General features: G+C 70.0%; 15 protein-coding genes. 14 read left to right on the top strand and 1 reads right to left on the bottom strand.

What is annotated here, in order from left to right; translation table 11 throughout:
* Position 1: 1 nt before the first annotated feature.
* From ABT299_RS02840 to ABT299_RS02830, 3 genes are read left to right on the top strand one after another with little or no spacing between them, the layout of a single operon-like run.
* Complete coding sequence (locus ABT299_RS02840) at positions 2 to 1,534, top strand: AMP-binding protein (RefSeq protein WP_151595681.1); 1,533 nt, start codon at positions 2 to 4, stop codon at positions 1,532 to 1,534.
* Entirely contained in the window at positions 1,531 to 2,559 is a 1,029-nt protein-coding gene (locus ABT299_RS02835; RefSeq protein WP_500249563.1) for an LLM class F420-dependent oxidoreductase, read from the top strand. Before ABT299_RS02840 ends, ABT299_RS02835 begins: the two co-directional genes overlap by 4 nt.
* Positions 2,550 to 3,080, top strand: coding sequence for a DoxX family protein (locus ABT299_RS02830; protein WP_151595683.1), 531 nt, complete (start codon positions 2,550 to 2,552; stop codon positions 3,078 to 3,080). Before ABT299_RS02835 ends, ABT299_RS02830 begins: the two co-directional genes overlap by 10 nt.
* A gap of 17 nt (positions 3,081 to 3,097) precedes the next feature.
* On the opposite strand, the gene ABT299_RS02825 is transcribed toward ABT299_RS02830, so the two are convergent.
* Positions 3,098 to 4,537: a FadR/GntR family transcriptional regulator gene (locus ABT299_RS02825; protein WP_160573713.1), complete on the bottom strand. Its 1,440-nt coding sequence runs from the start codon at positions 4,535 to 4,537 to the stop codon at positions 3,098 to 3,100.
* Positions 4,538 to 4,768: 231 nt separating this feature from the next.
* Between ABT299_RS02825 and ABT299_RS02820 the strand changes: the two genes are divergently transcribed.
* The 11 genes from ABT299_RS02820 to ABT299_RS02770 all read left to right on the top strand — a co-directional run bounded on the left by ABT299_RS02820 (position 4,769) and on the right by ABT299_RS02770 (position 19,730).
* Positions 4,769 to 5,596 carry an enoyl-CoA hydratase-related protein gene (locus tag ABT299_RS02820; RefSeq protein ID WP_151595685.1) on the top strand — a complete coding sequence of 276 codons (828 nt, stop codon included), beginning with the start codon at positions 4,769 to 4,771 and terminating at the stop codon, positions 5,594 to 5,596.
* Positions 5,597 to 5,670: 74 nt separating this feature from the next.
* Complete coding sequence (locus tag ABT299_RS02815; protein WP_500249562.1) at positions 5,671 to 7,785, top strand: acetate--CoA ligase family protein; 2,115 nt, start codon at positions 5,671 to 5,673, stop codon at positions 7,783 to 7,785.
* Positions 7,779 to 8,723 (top strand): ABC transporter permease, encoded by a 945-nt coding sequence (locus ABT299_RS02810; protein WP_500249561.1) that lies wholly within the window; start codon positions 7,779 to 7,781, stop codon positions 8,721 to 8,723. The genes ABT299_RS02815 and ABT299_RS02810 overlap by 7 nt, the downstream gene beginning before the upstream one ends.
* A complete protein-coding gene (locus tag ABT299_RS02805; RefSeq protein ID WP_500249560.1) occupies positions 8,720 to 10,726 on the top strand; it encodes a dipeptide/oligopeptide/nickel ABC transporter permease/ATP-binding protein in 2,007 nt (668 codons plus the stop codon). Before ABT299_RS02810 ends, ABT299_RS02805 begins: the two co-directional genes overlap by 4 nt.
* The gene (locus tag ABT299_RS02800) at positions 10,723 to 11,760 is read left to right on the top strand and encodes an oligopeptide/dipeptide ABC transporter ATP-binding protein (protein WP_500249559.1); all 1,038 of its coding nucleotides are present in this window, start codon (positions 10,723 to 10,725) and stop codon (positions 11,758 to 11,760) included. Before ABT299_RS02805 ends, ABT299_RS02800 begins: the two co-directional genes overlap by 4 nt.
* A complete protein-coding gene (locus tag ABT299_RS02795) occupies positions 11,757 to 13,349 on the top strand; it encodes an ABC transporter substrate-binding protein (RefSeq protein ID WP_500249557.1) in 1,593 nt (530 codons plus the stop codon). Before ABT299_RS02800 ends, ABT299_RS02795 begins: the two co-directional genes overlap by 4 nt.
* Before the next feature lie 38 nt (positions 13,350 to 13,387).
* On the top strand, positions 13,388 to 15,337 hold the full coding sequence (locus ABT299_RS02790) for an AMP-binding protein (protein ID WP_500249556.1): 1,950 nt from the start codon (positions 13,388 to 13,390) through the stop codon (positions 15,335 to 15,337).
* Complete coding sequence (locus tag ABT299_RS02785; RefSeq protein WP_500249555.1) at positions 15,337 to 16,620, top strand: FAS1-like dehydratase domain-containing protein; 1,284 nt, start codon at positions 15,337 to 15,339, stop codon at positions 16,618 to 16,620. The genes ABT299_RS02790 and ABT299_RS02785 overlap by 1 nt, the downstream gene beginning before the upstream one ends.
* On the top strand, positions 16,617 to 17,423 hold the full coding sequence (locus ABT299_RS02780) for an enoyl-CoA hydratase/isomerase family protein (protein ID WP_500249554.1): 807 nt from the start codon (positions 16,617 to 16,619) through the stop codon (positions 17,421 to 17,423). The genes ABT299_RS02785 and ABT299_RS02780 overlap by 4 nt, the downstream gene beginning before the upstream one ends.
* Before the next feature lie 14 nt (positions 17,424 to 17,437).
* The gene (locus tag ABT299_RS02775) at positions 17,438 to 18,571 is read left to right on the top strand and encodes an acyl-CoA dehydrogenase family protein (protein WP_500249553.1); all 1,134 of its coding nucleotides are present in this window, start codon (positions 17,438 to 17,440) and stop codon (positions 18,569 to 18,571) included.
* Entirely contained in the window at positions 18,564 to 19,730 is a 1,167-nt protein-coding gene (locus ABT299_RS02770; RefSeq protein ID WP_500249552.1) for an acyl-CoA dehydrogenase family protein, read from the top strand. Before ABT299_RS02775 ends, ABT299_RS02770 begins: the two co-directional genes overlap by 8 nt.
* The last annotated feature ends 1 nt before the right edge of the window (position 19,731 follow it).

Here is a 19,731-nt window from a genome sequence, read left to right as displayed (position 1 = left end):
GGTGCACCTGTCGGAACTGGCCCGCCGGTACCCGGGCAAGCCTGCCGTCATCACCGCGGCCACCGGCGCGGTCGTCACCTACCGGGAGCTGGACGACGCGTCCATCCGGCTGGCCCGGCTTCTGGACCGGCACGGCATCGGCTACGGCGACCACGTCGCGCTACTGTTCGACAACACCGACGGCTACTTCACCGCGGCGTGGGCGTGCCAGCGGTCTGGTGTCCTCTGGACACCGGTCAACCACCACCTGACCGCGGACGAGGCCGCCTACATCGTCCGGGACTGCGGTGCCCGCGCCCTCATCGCCTCCGCAGGCCTCGGCGACCTTCCGAAGCAGGTCGCCGACGCCTCGCCCGATGTCGAACTGCGGCTGATGTCAGGCGGACCGGGAGGCGGCGGCTTCGCCGGTCTCGCGGAGGCCACCGCGTCGGAGGCGGCGGGGGAGCGCGGCGGCGAGCGCGAGGGCCACTACATGTTCTATTCGTCCGGGACGACCGGACGGCCCAAGGGCATCCTCCCCTCCTCGCAGGGCGAACCGTTCGGAACGGGCCTGCGCATCGACCACACCATGCCGCGGCTCTTCGGCTTCGACGACCGGACCGTCTACCTGTGCCCGGCGCCGCTCTACCACGCCGCACCGACCGGCTGGACTCTCGGCACCATGCGCAACGGCGGAACGGTCGTGATCATGGACCGCTTCGACCCCGAGCGCACGCTCGCCTTCATCGAGAAGTACCGGGTGACGCATGCCCAGTTCGTCCCGACGATGCTCGTCCGGATGCTGAAACTGCCCGACGGCGTCCGTGCGGGATACGACCTGTCGAGCCTGCGGATGGTCGTGCACGCCGCGGCGCCCTGCCCGGTCGAGGTCAAGCGGCGGATCATCGAGTGGCTCGGCCCGATCGTCCACGAGTACTACTCGGGCAGCGAGGGCAACTGCTTCTTCCTTATCGACTCCCACGACTGGCTCGCCCACCCCGGTTCGGTCGGCCGCCCCACGTTCGGCAAGGTGCATGTGCTTGACGACGCCCACCGCGAACTCTCTGAAGGCGAAGTCGGCACCCTCTGGTTCGAGGGGGCGCCCCAGTTCAGGTACCACAACGATCCGGGCAAGACCGCCGACGCCTTCGACGAACGGGGTTGGAGCACGCTCGGTGACGTGGGGCGGCTCGACGCCGACGGCTACCTGTACCTGGTCGACCGCCGCACGGACCTGATCATCACCGGCGGCGTCAACATCTACCCGCAGGAGATCGAAAACGTCCTGCTCCCGCACCCGGCAGTAGCCGATGTCGCGGTCATCGGTGTCCCCGACCCCGAACTCGGACGGCGCGTGCACGCTATCGTCCAGCCCGCGGACGCGTCCGCTGCGGGCCCGCAACTGGAGGCGGTGCTGATCGCGTATTGCCGCGAGCACCTCGCCCTCTACAAGACGCCGCGTTCCCTCGAATTCGTCACCGAACTCCCTCGCACCCCCACCGGCAAGCTGCTGCGACGCGTTCTGGTCGCCGCGGCCGAAGAGAGGCAAACATGAAGCTGAGTATGACTCTGCGGTACGCCGGCGACCCCGTGAAGACCATCGAGCAGGCCGCCGCCATGGAGCGCGTGGGCGTGGACGTCCTCTGGGTCGCTGAGGCCTATGGGTTCGACGCCCCGACCCTCATGGGGTACCTCGCTGCGCGCACCGACCGCGTCCAGATAGGCTCCGGCATCCTCAACGTGTACTCTCGCACCCCCGCGCTGATGGCACAGACCGCCGCCGGCCTGGACGCGATCTCCGGCGGTCGCGGAATGCTCGGTCTCGGTGCGTCGGGTCCGCAGGTCATCGAGGGGTTCCACGGGGTGCCCTATGAGCGGCCGCTCGCCCGTACCCGCGACGTCATCGAGATCGTCCGGCAGGGGTTGCGCCGCGAGCCGCTGCGCTACGAGGGCCGCACGACGACCGTCCCGCTCCCCGCCGACCGGGGAACCGGGCTCGGCAAGCCGCTGAAGCTGCTGACCAAGCCCCTCCGCGACTCCATCCCGATCTACCTGGCGGCGCTGGGCGCGAAGAACGTCGAGCTGGCGGCGGAGCTCGCCGAAGGCTGGCTTCCGCTGTTCTACCTGCCCGAGCGGGCGAAGGAGACCTGGGGCGAGGCCGTGGAGGCGGGAAAGGCGCGCCGCGATCCAGAGCGCGGCGCTCTGCAGGTCGTGGCGGGCGGCATCCTCGCCATCGGCGAGAACCGCGATGAACTGCGTGATCTGGCTCGCCCGCACCTGGCGCTCTACGTCGGCGGGATGGGTGCTAAGGGGCGTAACTTCTACAACGACCTGGTCCGCCGGTACGGCTTCGAGAAGGAGGCCGAGCAGATTCAGGAGCTCTACCTCTCCGGACGTAAGGCCGAGGCCATCGCGGCCGTCCCGGACGAGCTGATCGACATGACGAACCTGATCGGCCCGGAGTCCTTCGTCCGTGAGCGCATCGCCGCCTACCGCGAATCGGGGGTCACGACGCTCAACCTCGACCCGGCTGGACCGGACCCGGTGGGCGCGATGGAGAAGGTGCGCGGATGGCTGTAGACGCCGTGGGCGCCGACATCGCCTCGCTGGTGCTGCGAATATCGGTCGGTGGCACCCTCATCGCCCACGGCTGGAACCATGCCTTCGGCGGGGGCAAGATCGAGGGCACCGCGGGCTGGTTCGAGTCCATGGGGCTGCGCCCGGGGCGCCTGCACGCCCTGATGGCGACGGGCACCGAACTGGGCGCCGGGCTGCTGCTGATCCTCGGCCTGCTGACGCCCTTCGCCGCGGCAGGCGCGGTCGGGACGATGGCCGTCGCCCTCATCACCGCCCATCTGCGCAACGGCTTCTTCATCTTCCGGCCCGGGCAGGGCTATGAGTACGTCATCATGATCATTCTCGTGGCATGCGGCCTCGGAGCTCTGGGCGGCGGTACGGTGTCCCTCGACCGGGCCCTGACCATCTCGGACGACCTGTCCGCCTGGACCGGGCTGATTATCGCCGCCGGAGCAGGACTCCTGGGCGCCGCCCTTCTCCTGGCGGCCTTCTGGCGCCCCCGCCGCTTGGCCGAGCAGGACTGAGTGCCCGGCTCGGGGCATCAGAGGGAGTCTTGGAGCCAGTCCGATAGGGCGTCCAGGTGCCGGGCCAAGCGGTGCCGGGCCAGGCTCCCATCGCCGGCGACAACCGCGTCGGCGATCTTCTGGTGAGTCGCCGCCGAGCGTTCTCGGTACTCGTCGTTCCCGGGCAGCCTTAGTGGAGTCGTGGCGGCCAGTACGGCGGTGAAAAGGGTCAGCAGGCGGTTGCCGCTCAACCGCGCCAGCGCCACGTGCAGGTCCGCATGGGCACGGTGGCGTACTTCGGCGACTCGTTCGTGGTCGAGGGCCGCCACCACCTCCAGCCGCTGGGCCGTAGCAGCCGGATCCGCGGCACGGGCTGCCGCCAGTTCGATCGCCTTGAGCTCAACGGCCGTTCGCACCTCGAACAGGTCGGTGGCCTTCACCTTCAGATAGCGCAGGTACAGTGCGAGAGCCTCGACGACCCTGGCCGGGTCTGGCGCGAGCACCAGGAGCCCGCCGCCCGGTCCCTGCCGCATCCGCGCGACCCCGTTGTGCTCGAGAATGCGCACCGCCTCGCGGAAGACGGCCCTGCTCACGCCCAGCTCCTCGCACAGCGTCGGCTCGTTTCCGAGGATCTCCCCGGTGGGCCAGCCGAGCCGGTGTATCTCCTGCCGGACGATCAGCGCCACCTTCTCGGGCAGTTTGGCGGAGGTCGAGTCCGCGCCCGCCTGGGCGAGCCGTTCGCGGAGTGGCAGTGCCGGCGCGACGCCATAGCGGGCGGCTCGCGGCTCGCGAACTCTGAGGAGCCAGGTCCGCTCGCCTTGAAGATGGCTGCGGACGCGCCGTTCGGCTTTGACCTCGTCACCGGACACGATCGCCTCGGCAATGGCACGCAGCGCTCTGCTCCGTTCGGCGGAACTGCTCTCTCCGAGTTCGTAGTCATCGGTTGGAGGACCGGCGAGGACACCGGTCACCCTGGTCAGCGTCGGGATGAAGATCGACAGCACCGGGTTGGCGCTGGCCCGCGCGATCGCGACGCTGAGCGGTCGGGCCACGGTGTCGGTGGCGGCAACGTCGCGCAGGTGTGCGATGTCGTCCTCACCGATACGGCGGGCCGCCAGTCGTGCGGCCAGCACTTCCAGCGTGATGCGGGCCTCGTACAGTTCCTCGACGGACACGTCCGCGAAGTGGAAGAAGGCGGCCACCGACTCGGCGACCGCGGCGCCCGCCGGCGCCCGCACCACCAGACCGCCGCCTCTGCCGCGTCGCATCGCCGCGACTTGTTTGTACTCCAGGATGCTGATCGCCTCACGGACCGCCGCACGCGAAACCCCGTAGCGGTCGATCAGTTCCGCCTCGGCGCCGAGCACCTCGCCGACGGGCCAGCCGCGATCGATGATGTCGTCCTCGATGCGCCGGGCCACCTGCTCGGCGAGTTTGCGTCGTGGCTCCGCGGGGGCCGCCTCCTCGCGCACCGTCACTTCGGGCCCCCCAGTCGCTGTCTCCCGGTCGGGGGAAATCGTAGCGAGCATCTTGGCGGGATGGATTAAACATGCTACTAATTTTGCCAAGAGAGACCTGCATCACGAGATGACCGTCGCCATGCCCGGTCGCCGGAGTGGTGCGTGAACCTGTCCGCCGATCAGCTTCATGCCGCTGAGTGATACTGCTCAAGCGCGCCTGCCGCTGACTCTGCGGGGAGAGGTGGCCTGATGGGGCCGATAACGGACCATGCGTCGAAAGACTCGGACGCCCAGTCGATCCTCTGCAAAATAGTGAACCAAATAGCGCTGATCACGCTCAACCGACCAAGCCGTCTCAATGCCCTCACACCCGAGATGCGTGAGGCGTATCTGGAGACGCTCGACCGCGCCGACCGCGACGCGGACGTCCGGGCCATCGTGGTCACGGGCGCCGGGCGGGCCTTCTGCGCCGGCGCCGACCTCACCGCGTTGGAGGGGCTGGACGCCGCGAAGATGCGGTCGCGCATGCAGGACCAGAAGGTCCCGTTCGACCGGGCGCTGCGGCTCGGCAAGCCGCTCATCGCCGCCGTCAACGGCGCCGTCGCCGGGATCGGCATGGCTCATGTGCTCATGGCCGACATCCGGTTCGCCGCGCCCGAGGCCAGGTTCACCACCGCGTTCGCCCGGCTCGGGCTGACCGCCGAGGGCGGGACGGCCTGGCTGCTGACCCGCCTGGTCGGCACGGCAAGGGCCATGGACATGCTTTGCTCGTCCCGCATGGTCGGGGCGGAGGAGGCCGAACGCATCGGCCTCGTCCAGTGGATCGTTCCTGCCGACGAGCTGCTCGATCGGGCGCTCGCCTACGCCGTCGTCCTCGCCGGGAACTCCGCGTACTCCCTGGCCCGCATGCGCGAACAGGTCTACTCCGCCTGGGAACAGGACTGGCCGTCCGCCTACGAGCACTCCCAGCAGTTCGTCTACGAGAGCCTCGATCGCCCCGAGTTCACCGAGCTCGCCGCACGCCGCAAGGCCGAGCGCGAGAGCCGTGCGGCAGATGCCAGCACGGCATCCGCTTGAACTTTCCTCGGCCGAGCCTTCCGCGCCTCCCGCGGCGCCTTCCCATCCCAGCAGCGCATGAAGGAGTTGCAACCGTGACCCAAACGGCGACCGAGACGCCCGCCCGTCCGGCGACGCTCACTCCGCTCGTCTCGCCGCGTTCGATCGCGGTGGTCGGCGCGTCCGACCAGCCGGCCCGCATCGGCGGACGCATCCTCGCCCGCCTCAAGGAGACCTACGGCGGCGGAATCTTCCCGGTGAACAGCTCCCGCACGACCGTGCAGGACCTGCCGGCCTTCCCCGACATTTCCGCGGTTCCCGAGCCGGTCGACCTCGCCATCGTCGCCGCGCCGGGCCCTGCGGTCCCGCAGATCGCCCGGGACGCCGCCGCGCAGGGCGTCGGTGCCCTGCTCGTCCTGTCGGCCGGCTTCGGCGAGGTCGGTGAGGAGGGACGCCGCGCTCAGGACGAGCTCGTGGCGATCGGCAGGGCGTCGGGGATGCGGATCTGCGGTCCGAACTGCATCGGCATCATGAACCTGACGATCGGGCTCCGCGCGGTCTTCTCCACCATCACCGGCGTCCCGCAGGAGACGGGGAACTTCGGCATCGTCAGCCAGAGCGGCGGCTTCGGCATGGGGATGTTCGAGACGGCCCAGCAGTCCGGGCTGGGCGTGTCCTACATGCTCGCCACAGGTAATGAAGCGGACGTGACCTGCGGTGAGATGGTCGCCCACCTGGTCGAACAGCCTGATGTGCAGGTCGTCGGCCTCTTCATGGAGGGGGTGCGCAAGCCCGGCACGCTCATGGCCGCGGCACGCCGCGCGGTCGAACTGGGCAAGCCGATCCTCGCCGTTCGCACTGGCCGGTCCACGGTCGGCGCCCGGGCTGCGGCCAGCCACACCGGCGCGTTGTCCTCCGCCGACGACGTGGTTTCGGCCGCTTTCGAGGCGGCGGGCATCATCCGGGTGGACGGGCCGGCCGAACTAGTGGAGTTCGCCCGTGTCTTCTCGGCCGGACGCCGACCGCGCGGCAGGCGCCTCGCGGTCATTACCTCCAGTGGTGGCGCGGGCGTGTTGATGGCCGACGCCGCGGAAAGCGCCGGACTGGAGATGCCGAGTCCGGCCGGGTCCCTTGAGGGCGAACTCGCTTCGCTGGTGCCTTCATTCGGGTCGATCGCCAATCCCATCGACCCGACCGCACAGATCGTCAACGACCAGTCGATGCTCCGGGAGCTGTTCACCAAGGTCGCCGCGGCGCCGGACTATGACATGGTCGTCGTCGCCGGCGCCGCGCGGGGCCTGGGATCCCAGCTCCGCGACACGATGCAGGCGGCGAACGAGGCCACCCCTAAGCCGTTCGCGGTGTGGGCGAGCCAGCCGGACGTCGCGCGCGACCTCATGGGACGCGGCGTCACGGCCTGCCATGACCCCAATCTGCTGATTCGTGCCATGGGGGCACTGGCCCGGTACCAGGAGAGCCGCGAGCGCCTGCTGAAGGAACCCGCTCGCCCGGAGGGCGGTGTTCCAGCCCGGGATGCGCCTTCGCGCTCGCTCGCCGAGCACGTCTCCCGGCGTTATCTGACCGAGGCCGGCATCCCGGTGCCCCCCGAGCGGATCGTGGTCGACGCCGCGGAAGCAGAAGCCGCCGCGGCCGAGCTCGGCGGCCGGGTCGTGATGAAGCTCAGCGCCGGATGGCTCACCCACAAGAGCGAGCACGGTGCCGTACGGGTCGGTCTGTCGGACCCTGTCGAGCTCCGAGCGTCGTTCGAACAGCTCACCGGCGTGGCGGAGACATTGCGCCCCGATGGCGCGCCCGCCGCCGAAGTCCTGGTGCAGCGGATGGCCGAGCCGGGCCCGGAGCTGGTCTGCGGCCTTTTCACCGATCCGACTTTCGGGCCGGTGATCACGGTGGGGCTCGGCGGGACGCTCGTCGAGATCACCAGGGACAGGCGGCTGGGACTCGCTCCGGTCAGCCGGGCGGAGGCCGAGCGGCTCGTCGGCGAGCTCTCCGGAGGACGTCTGGTCGGTGCGGCTCGCGGACTCACCCGCGAGCAGGCCACCGGCGTGGCCGATGTGCTCGTCACGCTCGGGGAGATCGCCCGCAGCCATCCCGAGGTCCGCGAACTCGAGCTGAACCCGCTCATCGTCGGCCCGTCGGGCGTCGTCGCGGTGGACGCCCTCGCGGTGGTGGCGGGAGACGGGCCATGCTGAGGACGGTCGTCATCCGGCTGCTGGCGATGATCCCGCTGGTCTTCCTCGTGGCGACGGGGGTCTTCTTCCTCAGCCAGCTGTCCGACGTCGACCCCGCCGAGAACATCGTCGGGCCCGACGCGTCCGCCACCCAGGTTGCGGCGGTCCGCGCCGAACTGGGCCTGGACCGTCCCGTGCTGGAGCAGTACACCGACTGGCTGTCCGGAGCCGTCCACGGTGATCTCGGCCAGTCGCTCTACACGAAGGCCGACGTGGCGACCTCGCTGATGCAGTCGCTCCCGGTCACGCTCTCGCTGACCTTCGGTGGGCTGCTGGTCGGACTGCTGCTCGGCGTGCCGTCGGGGATATGGAGCGCGCTGCGCGCGGGCCGCGCCGGAGACAAGGCGATCAGCCTGGTCGCCACGGTCGGGCAGGCGGTGCCCGGCTTCTGGCTGGGACTCCTACTGATCTTCGCGTTCGCGATCCGGATGCCCTGGTTCCCGTCCATCGGGTATGTCCCGATCGACCAGGACCCCGCCGGCTGGCTGCGCAGCCTGACACTGCCCTCGATCTCGCTCGGCTTGGTCGCCGCGGCCGCGATCTCCCGGCAGACCAGGTCCAGCATGATCGGCGTCCTGCAGGAGGAGTACGTGCGGACGGCGCTGAGCAAGGGCCTGTCCAAGCGCCGCGTCGTCGTCAAGCATGCGCTGAAGAACGCGGCCGTGCCGATCGTCACGGTCCTCTCCTTCCAGGTGACGACCTTGCTCGGCGGCTCGATCGTCATCGAGCGGCTGTTCGCCATGCCCGGCCTCGGGCAGCTGGCTATCAACGCGGTGCTGCGCCGCGACCCCGATGTCATCCAAGGGATCGTCGTGCTCACCGTCATCGTGGTCGTCCTCGTCAACGTGCTGCTCGACCTCTCCTATGCATGGCTCAATCCCAAGGTGCGTGCGGTATGACCGAGGCGCTCGCGACCGAGACGACCGGCGCCTCCGGGAATACGGAGCGCTCCCGGGCACGGCTGACCGCCCGCCTGCTGCGTTCGAAGGCGACGTTGTTCTGGGCGGCCGTGGTCCTGCTGGTCGCGATCTGCGCGGTACTCGCCCCGCTGATCGCCCCGTACGACCCGCTCAAGGGCGACATCCGTGACGGGCTGCTCGACCCGTCAGCCCACCACTGGCTGGGAACCGACAAACTCGGCAGGGACGTGCTGTCCCGCCTGCTTTACGGGGCACGGACAGCGCTTCTGTCGGCCGTCGAGGCGGTCGGCATCGCCGCGGTGATCGGTATCCCGCTCGGCCTGCTGTCGGGCTACCTCGGCGGCTGGACCGACCGGATCCTGATGCGGATCGTCGAGGGGGTCATGTCGGTGCCGTTCCTGGTGCTCGCCATCGCGCTGATCTCCGTACTCGGGCCCGGCCTGTGGAAATCCATGGCCGTCGTCGGCGTCGTATACGCGATGACCCTGGTACGGCTCGTCCGCGGCGAGGCGCTGGCCGCCCGCGAGGAGCTCTACGTCGACGGGGTCCGGGTGGCTGGCGCCGGGAGCGGAAGGATCGTCCTCCGGCACATCCTGCCCAACATCACCCCGCCGCTGATCGTGCAGATCACGCTGATGATCGCCGGAGCGATCATCGCGGAGGCCACGCTCTCCTTCCTCGGACTCGGCGCGCAGGCCGGTGACGCGAGCTGGGGCTCGATGCTGTCGGACGCGCAGGCGAGCATCCGCGAGAGCTTCTTCCTGGCACTGCCGCCGGGGTTCGCGATCCTGTTCACGGTCCTGGCGTTCAACCAGGTCGGGGACGGGGTCCGCGACCTGTTCGCGCGGGAGGCCAAAGCCGGCTCGCTGGGCGTGAATCCGGTGCTGAGAGCCACCGGCCACGGGGAGACGCCACCGGCGGGCGCCACCGTGGACGACCCCGTCCTGAGCGTCCGCGACCTCACGGTCTCGTTCCCGCAGCCGGGTGCGGGGCGGGTCACGGTCGTGCAGGGAGTCTCCCTGGACGTCGGCAGGGGGGAGATCGTCGGCCTGGTCGGCGAGTCCGGCAGCGGGAAGAGCGTCACGGCGATGTCGCTGCTCGGCCTCGTTCCCGATCCGGGACGGGTGCGGGCGACGTCCATCCGCCTGGACGATCGGGACCTGGCCGGGCTGACGTTCGACGAGTTGCGCAAGGTGCGCGGCGGCGAGGTCGGCGTGGTCTTCCAGGAGCCGATCGCCAGCCTGAACCCCGCGTACCCAGTGGGAGACCAGGTCGCCGAGGTGCTCCGCGAGCACGAGGGGCTGAGCCGGGCGAAGGCGCGTGAGCGCGTGGTGAACCTGTTCGACCAGGTGCACATACCGGACCCGGCCGCGCGCCTCGGCGACTATCCGCACCAGTTCTCGGGTGGCATGGCGCAGCGCGTGATGATCGCGATGGCGCTGGCCTGCGGCCCCCGGCTGCTGGTCGCGGACGAGCCGACCACCGCACTGGACGTCACCGTGCAGGGGCAGGTGCTCGACCTGCTGCTGGAACTGCGTGAGCGGACCGGCATGTCCATCCTGGTGATCACCCACGACCTCGGTGTGGTCGCCGACGTCGCGGACCGCGTCGCCGTGATGTACGCCGGGCAGCTCGTCGAGTGCGGGCCCACCGAGGAGGTCTTCCGCCGGCCGTCGCATCCGTACACCGAGGGCCTGTTGACCTCACTGCCGCGCAATGTGCGCCGTGCAGGCCGGTTGCCGTCGATTCCGGGCGTGGTGCCGCCACCGAGCGCGTGGCCCGAGGGCTGCCACTTCGCGGCGCGATGCGCGCACGCTCGGCCGGAATGTGCGGCCGGGCCGATCGAGTTGGCGGCCGGAGGACGGGACCGAGCGGTCCGCTGCGTCCGTTCGAGAGAGCTCACCCTGACCGGCGTCCGTGCGCTCGACGTCGCCCCATCCGCCGCGTCTTCGGCGTCCGTCCGGATCGAGAAGAAGCCATGACGATCACGAAGGGCAGCTCCGCCGCGGCCGGCGCCGACCTGCTGCGGGTGCGGAATCTGACCGTCACGTTCGCTGGACGCCGCAGCGCCACCTGGCGGCGGCCCGGCGCGGTGGTCGCCGTCAACGATCTGGACCTCGACCTCACGTCCGGAGAGACACTCGGACTGGTCGGCGAGTCGGGGTCGGGGAAGTCCACCACGGCGCGGGCGATTCTCCGGCTGCTGCGACCGTCCGGAGGAACCATCGAGGCCGCGGGGTTCGCGGTCGGCGCGTTCGGGCGGCGCGTGCCGCTGGAGTACCGCCGCGCCGTGCAAGCGGTGTTCCAGGATCCGCTGGGTTCCCTCGACCCGACCAAGGTGATCGGAGACATCCTCGCCGAGCCCCTGGCCGTCCACTTCGGCCTGCGCGGGACGGAACGGGACCGGCGCGTGGCCACGCTCCTGGACCAGGTCGGGCTCGCCGGTCATCACCTCCGCCGCTACCCCTACGAGTTGTCGGGTGGGCAACGGCAGCGGGTCTCGATCGCTCGCGCGCTGGCGGTCGAGCCGAAACTGATCATTCTGGACGAGCCGGTGAGCGCACTGGACGTGTCCGTGCAGAGCCAGGTCGTCAACCTCCTGGAGGACGTTCAGGAACGCACCGGTGTGGCGTACCTGTTCGTCGCGCACGACCTCGCCGTCGTGCGGCACGCCTGCGACCGGATCGCCGTGATGTACCGAAGCCGCATCGTGGAGGAGGGCCCGGCCGACCGGATCTGCGAGGCCCCGGCGCACCCCTATACCGAGGCCCTGCTGGCGGCCGTCCCGGATCCCGACCCGGCCCGCCAGCGCATCCAGCGGACCCGGCGACGAGAAATGCGCGCGACCGCTCCCGCCGGCGCCGTCCCGGCGGCCGGGTGCCCGTTCGCCTCCCGATGCCCTCACCGGATGCCGGTGTGCACCGAATCCTTCCCCGACTGGAGCCCTGTCACGGGCGGCGGCCGAGTGGCCTGCCACCTGCACAGCGGTTCACCTACCACCCCGGAGGAGACATGACGATCCGGAACCCGGCCATGGGCCGAGCGCTCGCGGCGGCGGCCGCGCTCGCGGCGGCCCTCGCATTGACCGCCTGCGGTGGCGGCGCGACAGGAGGCGGGGCCGCGGGCTCGCTGATCGACAGCACCGGTGCGCCCGCCTCGCCCACCGGCACGCTGCGCTTCGCCGCGTGGCAGGAGACGCCATCGATGGATCCGGCGCGCACCACCACACAGAACGGCGCGCTGATCTTCCCTGAGTACGACACGCTCACAGTCGTCGACGACAAGTTCGACCCGAAGCCGTGGCTGGCGACGTCCTGGTCCCAGCCCGACCCCCGGACGTGGGAGTTCAAGCTCCGCTCCGACGTGACCTTCCACGACGGCTCCAAGTTCGACGCCGAGACCGTCAAGCTCAACCTCGACCGGGCCAGGAAGGTCACCGGCGGCCCGTACACCAACATCTACGCCCCGATCACGTCGGTGAAGGTCGTGGACCCGGCCACGGTGGACGTGTCGTTCTCCGAGCCGCAACCCGATTTCCCCTACAGCATGTCCACGGTCGCCGGAGCGATGATCAGTCCGAAGGCGATCAGGGAAGGCACGGACCTGACCCGCACGGCGGCGGGCAGTGGCGGCTGGATCTGGCAGAAGGACGCCCACAAGGAGGGCGCCGAGCACGTCTACAAGGCGAACCCGAACTACTGGAACAAGGCCGCCGTCCGGGCGCAGACGATCGACGTGAAGATCATTCAGGAGGACAACGCCCGGCTGAACGCCGTGCAGACAGGCCAGATCGATGTGATGGGGACGCTGCAGCCGGGCCAGATGCAGCCGGCCCAGTCCGCCGGCCTCAGGGTGCTGTCCGACTTCACGTTCACCGGCACGTTTCTGATCATGGACCGGAGCGGGAAGAAGGTGCCGGCCTTCGCCAAGCCGCAGGTCAGGCAGGCCATCGGCCTGCTGCTGGACCGGGACGCCTACAACAAGGCGCTGCTATCGGGCAAGGGCGACTCCAAGGGTGGCGGTTTCGCGGCGCCGGGCTCGCGCTGGTACGACGCCTCGCTCGACTCGCTGAACAGGCCGGACACCGCGAAGGCCAAGCAGCTGCTCGCCCAGGCCGGCTATCCGAACGGCTTCACCTTCGAGGTCGGCAACGCCCCGGTCATCCGGCAGATGAACGAGACCATCGCGCAGCTGCTGAAAGAGGGCGGCATCACGATGAAGATCACCGATGTCGCCGACGGCCAGTACACGGCGGAGGTCCGCAAGGGGCGCTTCCCGGCGGGCTACTTCGTGCCGACCTCCATCGACCCGTACCAGTGGTGGAGCCGGACGATCTCCAACAACGGCATCTACAACTCCTTCGGGCTGAAGGATCTCGCCGACCTGGAGAGCGTCTACGACGAGGCCCGTGCGATGACCGGAGACGACGCTCGGAAGCCGCTGATCAGCCGGTTGCAGAAGGAGACCGTCGAGCGCGGTGTCGCGTTCCCGCTGAGCCAGAATCCGCGGGCGGCTGCCCTCACGCCCTCCGTGCACGCCTCGCAGCAGCCGATCTTTGCGCCGGAGGACATAGCCCCGCGCCCTTACTTCCTCTGGACAAAGTAATCTATGTTCACGAAGTCATCTAAGTGGATGTGGGCTGAGTGGACGAACTGACTCCGACGGCATGGCTGTTCGACGTGGACGGCACCCTGCTGGACTCCGTGACCGGCACGTCCTTGCGCCCGATGGCCAGGGAGTTGCTCGGCGGCCTGGCCGAGCGGGGCGTGCCCGTGCTGCTCTGGAGCGCGGGCGGCGCCGATTACGCGCGCCGCCGCGCCGACGGAGCGGGCATCGCCGGATACGTCGCGGCCGTGCACGAGAAGGAGCGGCGGGACGGTGACGGCCGCTGGGTCCTACCCGACCTGCCGCCGGAGCACACCCCGGCCGTCCTCGTCGACGACCAGCCGGACGAACTTCCCCCGGCCGGGGAGGTGCTGGGGGTCTCGCCGTACGTCGGCCCGAATCCGCGCGACACCGGACTCGCCGCACTGCTGGTAAGGCTTGCGCCTTCCAGCGAGTCGGTCCGAGTGCTCGAACGAAGGGAACCCATGAACGACGTCGGCACCGATTGCGAGCGGCCCCTGTCCGCACGGCTGCGCCGGATGATCGCCATCGATCCTTCGGCGACCGCCCTCACCTTCGGTGAGCGGACCTATCCGTGGTCCTTCCACCGCGAGGCGATCGAGGATCTGGAGCACCTGCTGGACGGGACGGAGGCAAGGCGCATCGGCATTGTGCTGCGCAACCGTCCCGCACACGTGGCGGCACTGATCGCCGTGCTGGCGACGGGGCGCGAGGTCATCACGCTCAGCCCCTTCCACGGTGACTCCGGGCTGGCCGAGGACATCGCGGGACTCGCTCCGCAGGCCGTCATCGCCGATCCCCAGGACTGGGTCAGGGAGGGCGTCGCCGCCGCGGCGCGGGGGGTGCGAGCGGTCGCGATCGAGACCGGCGACGCCCGCGCCCTCATCCGGCACGCGACCGACTGGACTCCGGATCCGCGCCAGGCCGAGGCATCCGACGTGGCGATCCTGATGCTCACCAGCGGGACTACCGGCAAGCCGAAGCGGGTCGAGCTGACCTACGACCGGTTCACCGCGGCGTTCAACGCCGCCGGCACGGGCGCCGCGATGGACGCGGAGGCGCGCCTGCGCCCCGAGACCGGCATCCTGTGGGCGTCCCTCGTGCACATCGGCGGCTTCTATTTCGCGGTGAGCGCCGTCCTGGAGGGACGGGGCACGGCGCTGATGGAGCGGTTCGACGTCGAGACCTGGACGGCTCTCGTCCGCGAGCACCGACCCAAGATCATCGGGCTGCCGCCAGCGGCCATGCGCATGGTCATGGACGCCGACGTTCCGCTCGACGTGTTCGACGGTGTGCGCGGGGTCCTGTCCGGCACCGCGCCGCTGGACCCCTCCGAGGCCGAGCGCTTCGAGGCCCGCTACGGCGTCCCCGTGCTGACCAACTACGGCGCCACCGAGTTCGCCGGTGCCATCGCCGGCTGGCATCTGAAACTGCGCCGTGAATGGGGCCATCTGAAGAAGGGCAGTGTCGGGCGCCCCCACCCGGGCATCGAGCTGCGCATTGTCGACCGCGAGAGCGGAACTCCGCTGGACACCGGCGAGATCGGAGTCCTGGAGGCGCGCGGGGGCCAGCTTCCGGGCGATGGATGGATGCGCACCACCGACCGGGCCTCCCTGGACGCGGACGGCTTCCTGTTCATCCACGGCCGTGCCGACGACGCCATCAACCGGGGCGGTTTCAAGATCGTTCCGAGTGTCATCGAGGACGCGCTCAAAGCGCATCCGGCGGTCGCCGACGCCTGTGCAGTCGGACTGCCCGACGAGCGGCTCGGCGAGGTTCCGGTCGCCGCGGTCAGCCTTCGTGCCCCGGCCGGGGCCGCGGAACTCCGCGACTGGATGGCAGGCCGGCTCGCCCGCTACCACCTGCCCACCGACATCAAGATCGTGGACGAGCTGCCGCGCACCCCGTCCATGAAGATCAGCCGCCCGGACGTCCGGGCCCTCTTCGTCACCGAAAGGACCGCCTGATGAGCGAGACGACCGATGAGCGCACCAAGGAGGAGTTCGAGCAGGCGACCTCCGCCGAGCTGGACGAGGCCGACGTCGAGAAGGACCGCGCGATCGTCGGCCGCGACTGGGCGAGCCGCTCCCAGGAGTTCCTCGGCACCGCGACCCCGGAGGCCATCCGCAACTTCGCCAACGGCTACGGAGACGACAACCCGCTCTTCACCGACCCGGAGTACGGGCGGGGCACCCGCTGGGGCGGGCAGATCGCGCCGCCGATCATGGCGGCGATCCTGAACGCGCCGCTGCGCGGTGAGCGCCCGTCCAAGCAGGAGCGAGGCGGTAGCTACCGCGGTATCCACGCGTTCGTGTCGGGAGGCACGTGGGACTGGTACCGGCCGATCCGGCCCGGCGACACCCTCTACAGCTTCGGCGGCCTGGAGTCGGTCGAGGTCAAGCGCTCGGAGTTCGCCGGACGATCGGTCGTCAAGGTGAACCGCGAAGTCAAGATGAACGGGAACGCCGAGGTCGTCGGCGTCTACCGCACCCTGGTCATCTACACCGAGCGGAAGAAGGCCCGGGAGCGGGGCAAGTACAAGAACATCGAGGACCCGAACTACACCGACGAGGACCTCGCCAAGATCGACGAGATCTATGCGGCGGAGAAGCCGCGCGGCCGAGAGCCGCGCTACTTCGAGGACGTCAAGATCGGTGAGGCGCTCCCGCCGATGGTGAAGGGCCCGCTGACCACCACCGACATGGTCGTCTTCCACGCCGGCGGCTACGGCTTCGTCCCGTACGGCTTGAAGACCGGCCGGCTCGCCTACCAGAACCGGCAGCGGATCGCCCCGTTCTACATCAAGAACGACTACGGCGTCCCGGACGTCGCGCAGCGCGTCCACTGGGACTCCGCTTGGGCACAGGCCATCGGCAACCCCCGTGCCTACGACTACGGCGTGCTCCGCGAATGCTGGGCCCACCACTACCTGACGGACTGGGCCGGCGACGACGCGTGGGTGGTCGCGCAGCACGACGAGATCCGCAAGTTCAACTACCAGGGCGACGCCCAGTTCCTGTCGGGCGAGGTCACCGGTAAGGACGACCGGGACGGGCGTTGCCTGGTCGACATCGCGTTCAAGGCCACCAACCAGCGCGGCGAGGACACGATGAAAGGCACTGCCACCATCGCGGTGCCGAGCCGCGAGCAGGGCCCGGCGCTGCTGCCGGAGGTTCCCGCCGAGCTGCAGCGCAAGGCGATCGAGATGATGGCCCGGCACGGCGAACTGCTGCGCGAGGACCGGCGATGACCGCCGATGGCGACACCGGAATCCGTCACGCCCTCACCGAGGACATGCTGCGAATCACCTTGGCGCGTCGAGAGAAGGCGAACGCCCTGCGCCGCGAGGAGATGACCGTCCTCCTCGAGATACTGGAGCGGGCGGCGGCGAGCGGCGACGTACGGGCCGTGCTCATCGACGCCGAAGGCCGGAACTTCTGCGCCGGTGCGGACCTCGTGACCGCCAACGCTCCGAGCGGCGGGAAACCACCGCTCGGTTCGATGATCCGCTCACTGAACGCGACCGCACATCGGCTGATCCAGACGCTGTGGGACTTCCCGGCCCCGACGGTCGCGGCCGTCCAGGGCCGGGCCGCCGCGCTCGGGCTGAACATCGCGCTGGCGACCGATTTCGTGGTGGCCGCCGAGACGGCCTCGTTCGCCCACCCGTTCGCGCAGCGCGGCTTCAGCGCCGACAGCGGTGCCACCTACCTGCTGCCCCGGCTCATCGGGGTTGCCCGCGCGAAGCGGATGCTCATGCGCGGAACGATCATTTCGGCGCCGCAGGCGCTGGAGTGGGGACTGATCGGCGATGTGGTCCCGGCTGAGGACCTGCCGGGGGTGGCGGAGAGCCTCACGGCCGAGCTGGCCGCGGGGCCGACGCTCGTCCATGCCCTCACCAAGACGCTGGTGTCGGAGCATCTGACGTCCGACCTGCCGCGCGCCTTGGCGGCGGAGGCCCGGACGGTCGAGCTCAGCCTGCGCGGCGACGACTTTAAGGAGGGCGTGCGCGCCTTTCTCGGCCGCCGCGCACCGGCCTTCACCGGTCGCTGACCAGGAGGAACATCGTGGATATCGGATTCACCTCCGAGCAGGAGGAGTTGCGGGCCGTGCTACGCGCCTTCCTGGACGAGCACGCCGATCGGCGCGGCCTGCTCGACAGCGACACCCGCCACGACGCGAAGCTGTGGCGTCGTATGGCCGCGGAGATCGGCGTCCAGGGGCTCGCCATCCCCGAGGAATACGGCGGTGCGGGATTCGGAGCCGCCGAGATGTGCGTGGTCTTCGAGGAACTGGGCAGGGCGCTCGCGGGCGCGCCGATGCTCGCCACCGCCGGCCTGGCCGCGGCCGCGCTGCTGGCCTGCGGGGACGAGGACGCGAAGGCCGAGTTCCTGCCCGGCATCGCGGACGGCTCGACGATCGCGACGCTGGCGCTCGTCGAGGCGGAAGGTGCCTGGGAGACCGACGCCGTTCACACGCGTGCGAGGCGGTCTGACGGCGGCCACGTCATCGACGGTGCCAAGTACTTCGTGCTGGACGGCGTGCTCGCCGATCTCGTCCTCGTCACCGCTCGCACCGAGGAGGGGACGGCTCTGTTCGCGGTGTCCGGCGACGCGGCCGGGCTCGTCCGTCGTGCGCACGAAGCCGTCGACCCCACGCGGGGCATGGCCCGGCTGGACTTCGCGTCCGTTCCCGCTCGCCTGCTGTCCTCCGACCCGTCCGTGGTCGAGACCGCGCTGGACCGGGCACGGATCGCGCTCGCGGCCGAGCAGGCCGGGGGAGCGCAGTGGTGCCTGGAAACGGCGGTCGCCTACGCCGGTACCCGTCACCAGTTCGGACGGCCCATCGGAAGCTTCCAGGCGATCAAGCATCGCTGCGCCGACATGATGGTCGCGGTCGAATCGGCACGCTCCGCCGCCTACCTCGCCGCGCTCACTGCGCACGACAACGCCGATGGACTGGCGATTGCCGCCACCAGCGCCCAGATCTGCTGCTCGCGCGCCTACACCGAGGTCGCCGCAGGCACCATCCAGATCCATGGCGGCATCGGCTTCACCTGGGAGCACGACGCCCACCTCTACTACAAGCGCGCCAAGACGGACGAGTTGCTCTTCGGCTCACCCGACTGGCACCGTGACCGGCTCGCCCGCCTCACCGGGATCGCGCCGCCCAAGACGATCGAAGGAGGCGTGAATGCCTGACGACGAGGAGTTCCGCGAGTCGCTGCGCGCGTTCTTGAAGGAGCACGCGCCGGGCAGGGCGCCGAAGGGTGCGCCCGAACGCCTGGCCTTCGCCAAAGCGTGGGCGGCGACCAAGTATGACCACGGCTTCGCCGGGCCCGCCTGGCCTCGTGACGCGGGCGGCATGGGCCTGCCGTTCGAGCAGCAGGTCATCTACCACGAGGAGATGGCCAGGTACCGGCTGCCAGCGATGCCCGGGACCGGCTGGGAGATGGTCGGCCCGACGATCATCAAGTACGGGACGCCCGAGCAGAAGGAGAAGTATCTGCGCGCGACGCTGCGCGCCGACATCGTCTGGGCGCAGGGCTTCTCGGAGCCCGAGGCCGGCTCCGACCTGCCCGGTCTGCGCACGACCGCCCGTCGCGACGGCGACCACTATCTGGTGAACGGCCAGAAGGTGTGGAACACCAATGCCGAGAAGGCCGACATGCTGTTCGTGCTCGTCCGGACCGGCACGCAGGAGGCACGGCAAAAGGGCATCAGCTACCTGCTGATCGACGCGCACGCTCCTGGCGTGACCGTCCGTCCGATCCGCGACATCACCGGCGGCGAGCATTTCTGCGAGATCTTCTTCGACGAGGTCAGGGTGCCTGTGTCGCAGCGAGTGGGAGAGGAGGACGAGGGCTGGCGCATCGCCCGGACGACCCTCGGCCACGAGCGTTCGGCGGGAGCGCTGAACCAGGCCGCGTTCTACCGCCGGATCGTGGACGAACTGATCGCGCTGGCCCGCGAGCGCGGCGCCGTCGCGGACACCGGCATCCGCCGCAGGCTCGCCGACTTCGACGTGCGCGTCCGGGTGATGAACGCGCACGCGGCCCGGACGATCGCCTCGATCGTCGCCACCGGCGAACCCGGCCCCACGTCCTCGGTGTCCCGCCTGTACAACAGCGTGTTCGAGCAGGAACTGCACGAGTTCGCGGTCGAACTGCTCGGTCCGTTCGGGCTGCTCGGACGCGGTGACCCTGACACGGTGCAGCGCGGCCGGTGGACGGGCGGGTGGCTGGCCACCCGCGCCTCCACCATCGGGGCGGGCACCGCCGAGATCCAGCGCAACACCATCGCCGAGCAGGTGCTCGGCCTGCCCCGCGACCCGGCCATGCCGCCTCGCTCGCGACCTTGAC

Origin of the sequence: Spirillospora sp. NPDC000708 (genome assembly GCF_040299565.1) — a bacterium.
GTDB lineage: Bacteria > Actinomycetota > Actinomycetes > Streptosporangiales > Streptosporangiaceae > Spirillospora.
Note: the sequence above shows the minus strand (reverse complement) of the source record. Positions and strands in the feature narration are given on the sequence as shown.